Genomic DNA, 12,753 nt, shown 5'->3' with positions numbered 1-12,753 from the left:
GAGAGGATATCGATTCGGGCTGTTGCGGAGGAGGGGTGATACAACTTAGGTCCCGGGAGAGGGCGTTATTGCGGCAGGGTCAGCTGTTTGAGCCACTGGCGAGTTCTGGCCCTGCCGCAATGGTTTTAGCCATCTCACGGAACCTTAGTTGTATCACCCGACGGAGTCCCTGCCCAAGCCGATATCCTCTCCCTCCTGGCGTCCGCCTTTCCATCCACCTCACAAAGTCCCAGTACTCCTCCGACAAACCCCAAACAAAAAAGCTCCAGGCCATGTCCCAAACAGCCTGAAGCTTCCATCAATCCCAATTTACTTTTTCTTAGCACTCGCCTTCCCAGTACCCGAATCCTTCGCAGAATCCTTCCCCGACTCCGCCGCTGTCTTATCCACACTAGAAGAAGCATCCCCCTGCATAATCTTATTCAACTCCTGGATCATCTCCTCATCCTTCAAACGGAACTTCACCTCCACGCGCCTGGAAGCATCTTTGTCTACTTTTCCATCCGCATCCAGAACCGGATCCGACATGGAATGCCCATTAACCGTCAGACAATCCTGCAATTCCTGAACCTGTACATCCTTCAAAAACTCGCTTTTGATATCCAGAAGATATTGAGCTACTGCCAGAGACCTTTTCTGAGACAGTTCCAGATTATAACTGTAATCTCCGTCAGTATCCGTATATCCATCAATAATAATCTCACCCAGATACTTTTTATAAGAATCATTCAGCAGCACTTTACAGTATGTAGGAAGCACCATAGACAACGTCCGTTTACCGGAATCTGTCAGTTCCGCCTGATCATAATCAAACATAACACTGGCATTCAATGTCAGTGCACCTGTCTGAGAATCAATATCCACATTCAGATTCTTTTTTGCAAATTCCTTCTGTAAAGCCTCCACGACCTCAGCCTTCACACCAATAATTTTATCGATCTTTTCCTGCTGCGTATTCAGGAGTTCTGTTTTTTCATCCAACGCAGACTGCTGTTCTTCCAGAGTATCCTGCTGTTTTGCAAGTTTTTTCTTCTGGGAATCCAGCTTTTTCTCCTGTTCTGTAAGCTTCTTTTGCTGCTCCTCAAGTGTTTTCTGCTGCTCCTCAAGTTTCTCTGCCAGAGAAGTCAGCTCCTTATCCTGAGACTTGATCTGTTCATCTTTGGACTTGATCTGCTCATCCTGGCTCTTTAACGTCCCCGCCTGCTTATCCAGCGCACTCTGTTTTTCAAGAAGCTCCTCCGTATACTTTTCCTGAAGAGCAATTTTTTCATCCCGCTCCTTCAGACTGTCATTATAACTCTTCTGTGCCTGAAAAAGAGTCACACACATGATCAGTACAAAAAGCAGTAAAACCCCCGCCATCATGTCTGAATAAGAGCGCCAGATATTAAACCCGTGATCCTCCGGCCTTCTTTTTTTGTGCATCAACAATTCCTCTCTTCTTATTTAAACAAGCCAAAACGCCCTTTCTGGGCTACTTTCGTCATTTCACGGATACTTCTCTCGATCTCATCAAGAAGAGCCTCCTGTCTCGCTCCCTGGCCATCCAGAAGATCTTCAAGACTGGTAAGTTTATCTTTCAGTTCCTGCACGCCTGCACTGCCACCATATCCCCATGGCTGTCCCGCAACAAGATGAATATCCCGGTTGTTCTTTGCAGTCTTGATCTCAGAAAGAAGCCTGCGAACTTCATCCAGAGTACTGTTTACCATTTTCTGGCTCTCTGTAAACTCGTTCAGTTTCGTCTCAAAGCTCTCGATCAGCTTTTTATCTTCCCGCAAAAGTTCTGCACTGATCTTATTGGAATCTGCGGCAGTCTTCATTCCCTCTGCGGCACTGTCCACATACTGGCGCATGGACTCATTACAGGATTTCCATAAATCTGCAGAAGCTTTTTCATTCTCATGCATATGCTCTGCCAGTTTCTCATAATCCCTTTTCTGGAGCTGCTGAATCATCTGGTTATCACGGATGATCCGATCTGCAGTCTTCATATATTTACTCTGCATCTCGTCAATTTCCGCAATCGCGTCACGCATGGCACGTTCCTGTTTTGAAAAAGTCTCACTTAACTGGCTGCTCATCGTCTTATACAGCTCTGACGTGTATTCTGTATTATCTTTCTGAGCCTTCTTAAGTTCAACCAGCGCATCATTGAAATCCTCAAACTGAAGCTGAAACGATCCATGCATCTCACTCAAAAATGAATCCAGGATTTCCCTGATCGCATCCTGCTGACCCTTCGTAACAGACGCGGTAAGTACATCCAGAGAATCATTCATCTTCTGGAATGTAGGTGTGATAACTTTTTCGAAGCTGTCCGCCATCTGTACAGAAAACTGTTCTGCCATCTGTTTCATAGCTTCTGTCTGAGTCTTCTGGCTGGAAACCAGAAGATTCCAGGATTCATTCTCCGCAGTCGGCAATACCAGAGCATGAAAACGGTCCAGAAAATCCTGCATTGCCTGAGACATAGACGAATAACCACTCTTCATACCAAATGTATACACAACCGAAAGTGCGACACCATAGATAGAAGTAAGAAAGGCAACTTTTATACCATCTACAAGAGCAGATACAGAATTTGTCATTACCTCATAATCTGTAGGCTGAAAATTTTTCAGTCCCCAGACAAGACCAATGAATGTTCCAAGGATACCAAGACTTGTAAAAATATCAGGTGCCATTTCCAGAAGTCTTTTGTGAATATGAACATCCACATCATCAATATTTACAAAGTCCTCAACCTCAGCGATTCCTTCTTCTGTCCGGCTGATGCTGTCCACAAAATCATCCATTTTTTTATCCAGATACCGGTCACCGAAGATTCCTCGTAACTGCCCGATTTCTTCCTTCTTCGCCCTTCCCGGAAGCTGGAATACATCGGTAATCTCACTGGCTCCATGTTTCAGCGCAGTCGTCAGGTTATCCATTCTGTACAGTCCGGCAAAAAGACCGACAGCATAAATGATCACCATAATTCCCAGAAATGCAAAATTATAAAACAGTACATTTCCGGAACCCTTTCCCACATAAGCGGTCAGAGTCGCTGCTGCCACTGCAACAAGCAGAAACAGCACTGTATTCATAAACTTTTTTCCCATAATCTGCCTCCCCGTATTTATTTTTGAAAAAAGTTTTCTTTTTTATCATACTATCATAACCGCATTCCCAAAACAACCAAAAAGGACAATTCCCGCAAAAAGAATTGTCCTTTCAACATTTTTCTTATTTATACTTTTATACGACAGGCTGCATCATCACTGATCAGAATCCGATGTCCCTGAACGCCTACGATTACTCCACCGAGAATCCTGCTTATGATCTGCACGGTCTTTCCTTCACTGACATCATACCGCCTGATCTGTTCCATAGTTTCCGGCATTCCGGTCATCCACTTGATCGTGTAGCTTTCCCCTGCTTTTGTTTCATTTAATGACTGCATATACTCACCCCATTCCATATGTCACATCACTGTCAGCACTTATTCTCTCTCCGTCAAGTGGATCAAAGCATTCGCTGCTTGCTCATAATCGAATAACTGCTTCGCAGTTTAACTTCCTTGATTCGGCCAAATAATTTCAACGCAATTCTGCATTTTTATATAATTAGGAGAGTTTAACTTTTATTTTTCTGAATCATTTATTTCTTTTGTATATTTTATCTCAATTTATTACGATTAGTCAATTGTAACCTGTATATTTTTACCAAAAAACGCAGAACAACCATTACAGTTATTCTGCGTTTTTCATTATTTTTTATGCATAAACTTTATCTTCTTCCAGAAGCGTTGTTTTTCCATTCTTCACTTCCACAAGATTGACACAGCAGTTTGGCGGGACACAACCGCGCCAGAAATTTTTCGGATCCGGATCCACATTCTGAAGAAGCGCCCGGACTGCACATCCATGGGAAGCAACCAGAATCGTTTTGTCCGCAAGCGCCGGATCTGATGTTTTTTCATCCCAGAAATCTTTTGTCCTGGCAATCACATCAAAAATATCCTCGCCGTTTTCCGGCCGTTTAAAATTTACCGGATCACGGAAAAAAGTCTCAATCTGCGGATCAATATAATTGCCAGCAGCATCTCTTACCTGGTCGCCTTCCAGCATACCAAAGTTAATCTCCTGAATCCGCTTATCCGGTATGATCGGGACATCACGTTTTCCCAGAACACATTCTGCTGTCTGCCTTGCCCTTGAGAGCGGACTTGTAAAACAGATGTCAAATTTCACCCCCCGGAGAGCTTCTCCCGTTTTTTCAGCAAGGAGAATGCCTTCCTCTGCAAGAGGCACATCGGCAATACCCTGAAGTTTTTTTAATTTATTCCACTCAGTCAGGCCATGTCTTACAATGTAGATCAACATCAGCTTCTCAGCTCGATTCCAAGTCCGTTAAGACCATTCATGATCTTTTTCATTGCTGCAGAGATCTCATTTTCACCAAGAGTCTTGTCGTGAGCACGGAATACCAGAGAATAAGCCATGGATTTAAAGCCTTTCTCGATCTGTGCACCCTCATAGATATCGAACAGCTGATAGCTTTCCAGGATATTTCCGCCTCTCTGATCAAAGATTTCCTCGATCTGGCCGGCAAGAACTGCATGAGGAACTACAAGACTTAAATCACGTGTTACAGCCGGATATTTGGCAATTCCTGTATATTTGTGGTTGAAGCCTGCAAATTCCAGAACATCCAGAATATCAATAACTGCGATATATGCCTTTTCTCCGATAGAATAATTGTCTGCAACAGATGGGTGAACCTCACCTAAGTATCCGACAACCTTACCCTCGTAGATCATATTTGCCTGTCTTCCAGGATGAAGGAATGGCTTCGCGCTGTTCGGATCGTAGGTAACTTTTTTCTTCATTCCGATCTTCTCGAAGAACTCCTCGCATACACCCTTCATATCAAAGAAATCGCCTTTTCCGTACATTCCAAGTGTAAACATGGTACGCTCATCCGGAAGCTCTGTGACCGGAAGGGACTTCGGAAGATAGATATTTCCAAGCTCGTAAAGACGAACATCTTTATTACGTCTGTTATAGTTTGTGGAAAGGGATGCCAGCATACCGTTCAGTGTGCTTGTACGCATGATGCTGTAGTCCTCTCCAAGAGGATTACTGATGGTGATAACTTTTCGAAGATCACTGTCCTCAGGAATGCAGAGCTTGTCAAATACCTTCGGGCTTTCGAAAGAATAGGACATTCCCTCTGAGAATCCGCAGTACTCTGCAATATCTCTTGCGACTTCCTGGATACGAAGCTTGAATGGAAGCTTACCTGTGGTAGCCTCTCCGGTAGGAAGTGTCATCGGGATCTTATCATAGCCGTAGAATCTTGCAACCTCCTCTGCAACATCTGCATTGCAGTGGATATCCTGACGGAATGTCGGTGCAACGATCTCGTCTGTTTTCTCATCATAAGCCAGCTCTACACGTCCAAGATAACCGAGCATCTCTTCTTTTGTAAGGTTGGTTCCAAGAAGTTTGTTGATCTTCTCAGGCTCAAATTTTACTCTGGATGGCTCTCTTGTCTCGTTGCAGACATCAACCATACCACCTACAACCTCGCCGGCACCAAGCTCTTCCATCAGCTGGCATGCACGGTCGATGGCAGCCTGTGCGTTGTTCGGGTCAAGGCCTTTCTCAAATTTACCGGATGCATCTGTACGAAGGCCGATTCTCTTGGAAGAAAGACGGATGCTGGTTCCATCAAAGCATGCAGCCTCAAAAAGAACGGTTTTTACATCGTCTGTGATCATGGAGTTCTCGCCGCCCATGATACCAGCGATGCCGACCGCTTTTTCGCCGTCACAGATCATCAGAACGTTCTCATCCATGGTGCGCTCCTGGCCATCCAGTGTAACGAATTTCTCATCTTTTCCTGCGCGGCGCACAATGATCTCTCTGTTTGCGATGGTATCCAGGTCATAAGCATGCATTGGCTGGCCAAACTCTTCCATTACATAGTTTGTGATATCAACCAGGTTGTTGATCGGGCGGATTCCATTGGAAGCCAGGCATCTCTGCATCCACTTCGGGGACGGACCGATCTTGACATTTTTTACAACTCTTGCACAGTAACGCGGGCAAAGCTCCGGATCCTCTACAGTAACCTTTACATAATCGGAAGCTTTCTCATCATTTTCCTTAACCTCTACAACCGGCGGACAGAATTTCTTCTGGAAGGTTGCTGCTGCCTCTCTTGCGATTCCAAGAACGCCGTAGCAGTCTACACGGTTGGAAGTAATCTCGTACTCAAATACCACATCGTCAAGACCAAGTGCCTTAATCGCGCTCTCACCAACTACTGCATCCTCCGGAAAAATATAGATGCCGTACTCCGGTGCCTCCGGGTACATCTCTCTTGTACTTCCAAGCTCCTCAATAGAGCACATCATACCACAGGACTCAACTCCACGGAGTTTACCTTTTTTGATCTTGATTCCACCAGGAGTCATTTTTCCATCATGACCGCCTGCAACACGTCCACCGTCAAGAACAACCGGAACTTTGTCTCCCTCTTTTACATTGGGAGCACCTGTTACGATCTGTACGCTCTCTGTTCCGATATTTACCTGGCAGATGATCAGTTTATCTGCATCCGGATGTTTCTCAATCTTGTCGATCTGGCCGATCACGATCTTATCAAGATCTGCATCCAGTTCTGTAAAGCCCTCTACCTTTGTGCCTGTTAATGTCATGGCATCTGTATATTCCTGTGCCGTTACATCCAGATCCGGCACATATGTTTTAATCCAAGATAATGAAGTATTCATTTTGGTTGTCCCTTCTTTTTTCTATATTTACTGTCAGACGGATATTTACGATCCGCATTCGCTGTTTTAGAACTGTTTCAGGAATCTGCTGTCGTTCTCATAGAGAAGACGCATATCATCGATCTCATATTTCAGAAGTGCGATACGCTCCAGACCTACACCAAAAGCAAATCCTGTGTACTCATCCGGATCGATTCCGCACATACGGAGAACATTCGGATGAACCATACCGCAGCCAAGAATTTCAATCCAGCCGGAACCTTTACAGAAACGGCAGCCTTTTCCGCCACATTTGAAGCAGGAAACATCAACCTCAGCACTTGGCTCTGTGAACGGGAAATGATGCGGACGGAATTTTGTCTTTGTCTCCGGTCCGAACAGCTCTTTTGCAAACTCCTGAAGAGTTCCCTTAAGGTCTGCAAAAGTAACGTTCTTGTCAATAACAAGACCTTCGATCTGATGGAAAGAAGGAGAATGTGTCGCATCTACTTCATCAGAACGGAATACACGGCCAGGCGCGATCATACGGATCGGGAGTTTGCCTTTTTCCATCTCACGTGCCTGAACCGGTGATGTCTGGGAACGAAGCAGAATGGAATCGTTGATAAAGAAAGTATCCTGCTCGTCTCTTGCCGGATGGTTCTCCGGAATGTTCAGTTTTGTAAAGTTGTAATCCGCATACTCAACTTCCGGACCTTCTACAACCTCATATCCCATTCCGATGAAAATACGCTCAACTTCTTCCAGAGCGATGGTGTTCGGATGACGATGACCAATTTTTGCTTTCTTTGCAGGAAGTGTTACATCGATCACTTCGGCCTTCATTTTTTCCTCGCGGACTTTCTCCTCGAAATCTTTCTTGGAAGCTTCCAGAAGTTCCTCGATCTTGGCTCTTGTCTCATTGACAAGCTGACCAACTTTCGGACGCTCTTCCGGAGCAACATCTTTCATACCTTTTAAGATTGCTGTAAGCTCACCTTTTTTTCCAAGATATGCAACACGCACATCATTCAGCTTGTCCAGGCCCTCGGATTCCTCGATCCGTTTTCTGGCATTCTCAGCCAGTTCCTGAAGTCTTTCTTTCATATCCATGGTCTATTTCTCCTTTAATTAAAATAATCAAATGATACGCCGCCTGCCCCGAAAATTCAGATACAGGCAATAAAAAAACCGTCCCTTATAAAAGGGACGGAATATCCGCGGTACCACCCAGTTTCCCATGAAAAGATCACGGGCACCTCTTATCTGCTTAACGCGCAGCGCACGTCATCTCCTACTGTTACTTCAGAGAGGAAGCTCCGGTGGGAAATTCAAGAATCATCTGAACCCGGGGAAGCTTACAGCCGGCGACCTCCCTTCTCTGTGAGAAAATGATCCTCTATAAACACCTTCACAGCTTTTCTGTCTTTTAATACTATGCCACAAGGTCTGCTTTCTGTCAAGCGCAAAGTCAGGATTCTTTGGAGCTGTTTTTTTCATTTTCTTTCTTGGTAAGGAGAGTTTTTACGGATTTCTGGGCTTTTCGGAACTCATTTTCGAAGTATGCATTAATCTCTGCCCCGTAAAGAATCAGGTTCATACACACATACAGCCACAGCATTACCATGATCAGTGCAGTCAGGCTTCCATACATATTTCCGAAATTCGGAAAAAATTCAAAATACAGAGAAAATCCATAGGAAAAGATTAGCCATGCCATAGCAATGATAAACGCTCCGGGAAGCTGGCTTTTAAAGGTTGCCTTCCGGTTGGGCAGCACTTTATACAACACCAGAAATACCACAAACAGTACCGCAAACACCAGCAATGTCCTGGCTCCCATGATCCTGGCCATCAGTCTTCCCAGAATTGGAATCGTTTTTTGTACAGCCATCTGGATCCGGTTACCAAGGACCAGAACCAGAAGGGTAACAATGATCGCCAGAACAAACAGCAGCATATAAAAAACCGAATAGATCCGGTTCATCAGCCAGTTTCGTGTTTCCTTCACATGATAAATGGTATTCAGACCGTTAATAATAGCCTGCATTCCCTTTCCGGATGCCCAAAGCGCCATCAGCGCAGACAACGGGACGATCGCTGTGCTTCTTTTGTACACTTCCACTACAATGCTCAGCACAAAAGTCTGCAGATTTCCGGGCACAAAACCGACAATGGCGTCCCGGACTACATTATAGCTTAACGGTGTGTAACGGATCAGTGTTGTGAGAAAAAGGATAAACGGAATAAATGACATGATCAGAAAGTATGCTGCCTGCGCCGCATATGCACTGACATGATCTCCGTTTGCCCTTCGCACAAACCCCAGCATGAGCTGGATTATATTTTTCTTTTCCTCGTCCATGCTGACCCCCTCAAGTTTTTTTACCAGGAAAACCGTTCAAAGCCAATCTTATCCTGGATTTTCGGAAAAGCTTTTACTTCCGGCTGTACACTTTTATGTTCGCCAATCATCTTTTCCATCCATATCATATTATACCAGCGGTTAAACTTATATCCGCATCTGTGGAACTCTCCCACGCGTTTATATCCAAAATGTTTATGAAAGTCCACACTGGCATTAGTCAGATATTCATCTTCTTTCGGTGCCACCGCAATACACGCATTCAGGTTCAGCACTCCCATCTCCGCAAGAAGACTTTCCAGGGCACGGTAGAGTCTTCCGCCTGCACCGCTGCCTCTTCGATCATGTTTCACATAGATGGACATTTCGGCGCACCACCCATAAGCAGCTCTTGGATGAAAGGCAGAGCCATAGGCATAACCCAGGATTTCTCCGTTCTCTTCTGCCACAATATATGGATATTTTTCTTTTATGTTATGAATTCTTTCCGCAAATTCCTCTGTGGACGGTGTTTCATATTCAAATGTGATCGCCGTTTTTTCTACATAGTAGGAATAAATCTCTACCAGTGCTGCCGCATCTTTTTCTTCTGCCACACGTATCTGCATTGCTTTATTACACCTCTTTTATTTTTTGTTTCTTCCCTATTTCACCCAGAAACGGTAAACCGTCTCTGAACTGTATTCTTCACCGGGACGCAGGATCGGAGAGTGGAAATCGTCCACATTTACCGCATTTGGCTCCACCTGTGTTTCCAGGCAGAATCCATACCGTTCATGATAAACATGGTCGTTCTTACCCTTCTCATCCTTGACAAAATTACCTGCATAGAACTGTACACACGGGCAGTCAGAAGAAACTTCCATTCCAATCCCGGATTCCTTACAGTACGCACTGGCAATGGAACGGACATTACCCTTGGCATAATTGTCAGTTACATAGTTATGATCATAACCACCCGTAAACTTCAGCTGCTCAAAATCAGCCTCAATATCTCTGCCGATTGGTTTCGCAACATTAAAATCCATCGGCGTTCCTGCTACCGGCGCATATTCACCGGTAGGAATGGACTGACTGTCTTTCACAGGAGTAAAATATTTCGCATGAATGCATACTTCCTGGTCAAGTACATCTCCACTGCCCTCCCCTTTCAGATTAAAATAGGAATGGTTGGTCATATTGGCAACCGTTGCCGCATCGGAGCGTCCTCTGTAAAAGATCTTCAGTTCATTTTCCTCGGTGAATTCATATTTCACAACAATCGAAAATTCTCCCGGAAAACCATTTTCACCATCCGGACTGATGCGGAAGAAATCCACGCTGTTCTTATCCTGGGAAATTTCTTTTACCGCCCAGAGTTTTTTCTCGAAGCCATCAGGACCACTGTGCAGATTATTATGATTTTCATTCTCTGTAAGAATCACTTCTTTATCATCAATAAAAAATCTGGAATTTTCGATACGGTTTCCACTTCTTCCAATGATCGCACCAAAGAAGCAGCCATTCACTTCATAACTTTCCATATCGTCATATCCCAGAACCACATCCTTAAGTTCTCCATTCTTATCCGGCACGCATACTTTCACCAGGATAGCGCCATACTGAAGTACCTCGACATAGGCACCCTTTTTATTCTCAAGATGATAGATCTTTACTTCTTCCCCTGTAGGAAGTGTTCCAAATTTTCTCTCAGAAACACTCATGCTGTAATTCCTCCCATATATGAAAAAAGAGCCATCAACCGGCTCTATGTCTTTAACCGATTAATCCCGGGATGCCGTTCCCTTATTTTTGACGCCTAGCAGATGCTAGGTGGGTATCCTCAACAGTGTCTTCTGCCTACCACGACGTGAGGTCTGACATCCAACCTGCGATTTTGGATTCCCAAAATGTCAATGTAGGTTCAAAAAGAAAAGGGGGATCGAACATTCCAGGATTCGGTTTTCGTTGTTTTTATTATAAACCAGTATTTGTGCTTTTTCAACAGAAAATACACATTCTTACTGATTTTTATTATTTAATGTTAAGAATCTCTTTTACTGCTGCTGGCATATCCACTGCATCTACCACTTTATCATGAAGAACCGGTGCAGTACGGATCTCCTCAACAGCACGCGGAACCGGCACTTTTGAAAGCGCGGATAATGCATCTACCAGGCCAAAATCATCCAGATCTTTATGATCTTCCCCAAGCGCATCCATAACACTTCTTGTAAATTTATATGGACTGGCTGTAGAAGCAATAACAGTTGGAAGATGATCATCTGTCTCACTTACATATTTCTTATATACGCCTGCGGCAACTGCAGTATGTGTATCAATTACATAATTGCTGTCTTTATAGATTTCGCTGATGGTATTTGCAGTCTCTTCCTCACTGCAGAAATTACCATAGAAATCGCCGAGCTGTGCTTTCATCTCTTCTGTAATGGTATACTCTCCGCCCTCACTTAAAGATTTCATAAGCTCTGCACATTTCTCAGCATTCTCTCCTGTAAGGCGATAGATCAGACGCTCCAGGTTGCTGGAGATCAGGATATCCATGGAAGGAGAAGTCGTAAGAATGAAATCTCTCTTTCTGTCGTAGGTTCCTGTGCGGAAGAAATCATAGAGAACACGATTCTCATTGGATGCACAGATCAGTTTGTGGATCGGAAGTCCCATCTGTTTTGCATAGTATGCGGCAAGAATATTTCCAAAGTTTCCGGTAGGAACTACCACATTGATCTCCTGTCCGTCTTTGATCTTACCGTCACGTACCAGTGTTGCATAAGCGTATACATAATATACAATCTGCGGAACAAGTCGTCCGATATTGATAGAATTTGCGGATGAAAACTGGAAGCCTGCCTGATCCAGCTCTGCTGCCATCTCATGATCATTAAACATCTTCTTAACTGCAGTCTGGGCATCGTCAAAGTTTCCGGTAATACCTACCACATAAGTATTGGCTCCCTTCTGGGTTACCATCTGTTTCTCCTGAATCGGGCTGACACCATGTTTCGGATAGAATACGATAATTTTGGTTCCCGGTACATCTGCAAAACCTGCCATGGCAGCTTTACCGGTATCTCCGGATGTTGCGGTAAGAATTACGATCTCATTTTTCACATGGTTCTTCTTCGCTGCTGTTGTCATCAGATGAGGAAGGATGGAAAGGGCCATATCCTTAAACGCAATAGTTGCGCCGTGGAACAGCTCCAGAAAATAAGCTCCACAGGCTTCATGAAGAGGAGCGATCTTTTCTGTATCAAATTTGCTGTCATATGCCTTGCTGATACAGTTCTTAAGCTCTTCCTCTGTAAAATCTGTGAGAAAACGGCTCATTACCTCATATGCTGTTTCCTGATAAGTCATCTGAGCCAGTTTGTCCATTGGTACATCCAACTGTGGAATGCGCTCAGGCACGAACAGTCCGCCGTCCTCAGAAAGGCCTTTCAGTATGGCCATTGACGCTGTAACTGCCTGCTCTTTTCCTCTGGTGCTTTTGTACAATACCTGCATTGGTGTTCCGCCTTTCTATTGTAAAATATTCGTTTTCTTTCTAACGTTATCACATTATAGCATGGAATTATGGAAAATGCCACCACTTTAAAAAAAACCTGAAATTGTTTTTCTCCAAAAA

General features: G+C 44.3%; 10 protein-coding genes, 1 other RNA gene and 1 other annotated feature. All 11 genes read right to left on the bottom strand.

The genetic code is table 11. The annotated features are described in order from the left end of the window. Positions 1-309: 309 nt before the first annotated feature. The 11 genes from AC04Q6_RS00325 to thrC all read right to left on the bottom strand — a co-directional run bounded on the left by AC04Q6_RS00325 (position 310) and on the right by thrC (position 12,632). On the bottom strand, positions 310-1,425 hold the full coding sequence (locus tag AC04Q6_RS00325) for an OmpA family protein (protein ID WP_021976318.1): 1,116 nt from the start codon (positions 1,423-1,425) through the stop codon (positions 310-312). Positions 1,426-1,442: 17 nt separating this feature from the next. Then, positions 1,443-3,104, bottom strand: a complete 1,662-nt coding sequence (locus tag AC04Q6_RS00320; protein WP_021976317.1) for a MotA/TolQ/ExbB proton channel family protein — start codon at positions 3,102-3,104, stop codon at positions 1,443-1,445. A 128-nt stretch (positions 3,105-3,232) separates the two neighbouring features. Next, positions 3,233-3,445 carry a FeoA domain-containing protein gene (locus AC04Q6_RS00315; RefSeq protein ID WP_174088139.1) on the bottom strand — a complete coding sequence of 71 codons (213 nt, stop codon included), beginning with the start codon at positions 3,443-3,445 and terminating at the stop codon, positions 3,233-3,235. A 313-nt stretch (positions 3,446-3,758) separates the two neighbouring features. Beyond that, complete coding sequence (locus AC04Q6_RS00310; RefSeq protein ID WP_118170499.1) at positions 3,759-4,367, bottom strand: histidine phosphatase family protein; 609 nt, start codon at positions 4,365-4,367, stop codon at positions 3,759-3,761. After that, complete coding sequence (gene pheT / locus AC04Q6_RS00305; RefSeq protein ID WP_118170496.1) at positions 4,367-6,784, bottom strand: phenylalanine--tRNA ligase subunit beta; 2,418 nt, start codon at positions 6,782-6,784, stop codon at positions 4,367-4,369. The genes AC04Q6_RS00310 and pheT overlap by 1 nt, the downstream gene beginning before the upstream one ends. A gap of 66 nt (positions 6,785-6,850) precedes the next feature. Then, entirely contained in the window at positions 6,851-7,870 is a 1,020-nt protein-coding gene (gene pheS, locus AC04Q6_RS00300; protein ID WP_118064244.1) for a phenylalanine--tRNA ligase subunit alpha, read from the bottom strand. Positions 7,871-7,965: 95 nt separating this feature from the next. Further along, positions 7,966-8,187, bottom strand: a binding site (T-box leader). Between the two features lie 47 nt (positions 8,188-8,234). Further along, on the bottom strand, positions 8,235-9,128 hold the full coding sequence (locus AC04Q6_RS00295; protein ID WP_118071835.1) for a YihY/virulence factor BrkB family protein: 894 nt from the start codon (positions 9,126-9,128) through the stop codon (positions 8,235-8,237). A gap of 20 nt (positions 9,129-9,148) precedes the next feature. Next, positions 9,149-9,736 carry a GNAT family N-acetyltransferase gene (locus AC04Q6_RS00290; protein ID WP_021976311.1) on the bottom strand — a complete coding sequence of 196 codons (588 nt, stop codon included), beginning with the start codon at positions 9,734-9,736 and terminating at the stop codon, positions 9,149-9,151. Between the two features lie 36 nt (positions 9,737-9,772). Continuing rightward, positions 9,773-10,831: an aldose epimerase family protein gene (locus AC04Q6_RS00285; RefSeq protein ID WP_021976310.1), complete on the bottom strand. Its 1,059-nt coding sequence runs from the start codon at positions 10,829-10,831 to the stop codon at positions 9,773-9,775. A gap of 59 nt (positions 10,832-10,890) precedes the next feature. Further along, a non-coding RNA gene (gene ssrS, locus AC04Q6_RS00280) (6S RNA) lies at positions 10,891-11,068 on the bottom strand. 73 nt (positions 11,069-11,141) lie between these two features. Then, the gene (thrC, locus tag AC04Q6_RS00275) at positions 11,142-12,632 is read right to left on the bottom strand and encodes a threonine synthase (RefSeq protein ID WP_118064177.1); all 1,491 of its coding nucleotides are present in this window, start codon (positions 12,630-12,632) and stop codon (positions 11,142-11,144) included. Positions 12,633-12,753 lie beyond the last annotated feature (121 nt).

The sequence above is a fragment of the Blautia sp. HA9023 genome, from assembly GCF_056504095.1.
This window is presented reverse-complemented; position numbering and strand designations above follow the sequence as displayed.

Coding starts and splice junctions, on each gene's coding strand:
- pheS (WP_118064244.1), bottom strand. CDS start 7,870: ATGAAAGAAAGACTTCAGGAACTGGCTGAGAATGCCAGAAAACGGATC.
- AC04Q6_RS00285 (WP_021976310.1), bottom strand. CDS start 10,831: ATGAGTGTTTCTGAGAGAAAATTTGGAACACTTCCTACAGGGGAAGAA.
- pheT (WP_118170496.1), bottom strand. CDS start 6,784: ATGAATACTTCATTATCTTGGATTAAAACATATGTGCCGGATCTGGAT.
- AC04Q6_RS00295 (WP_118071835.1), bottom strand. CDS start 9,128: ATGGACGAGGAAAAGAAAAATATAATCCAGCTCATGCTGGGGTTTGTG.
- AC04Q6_RS00310 (WP_118170499.1), bottom strand. CDS start 4,367: ATGTTGATCTACATTGTAAGACATGGCCTGACTGAGTGGAATAAATTA.
- thrC (WP_118064177.1), bottom strand. CDS start 12,632: ATGCAGGTATTGTACAAAAGCACCAGAGGAAAAGAGCAGGCAGTTACA.
- AC04Q6_RS00315 (WP_174088139.1), bottom strand. CDS start 3,445: ATGCAGTCATTAAATGAAACAAAAGCAGGGGAAAGCTACACGATCAAG.
- AC04Q6_RS00290 (WP_021976311.1), bottom strand. CDS start 9,736: ATGCAGATACGTGTGGCAGAAGAAAAAGATGCGGCAGCACTGGTAGAG.
- AC04Q6_RS00320 (WP_021976317.1), bottom strand. CDS start 3,104: ATGGGAAAAAAGTTTATGAATACAGTGCTGTTTCTGCTTGTTGCAGTG.
- AC04Q6_RS00325 (WP_021976318.1), bottom strand. CDS start 1,425: ATGCACAAAAAAAGAAGGCCGGAGGATCACGGGTTTAATATCTGGCGC.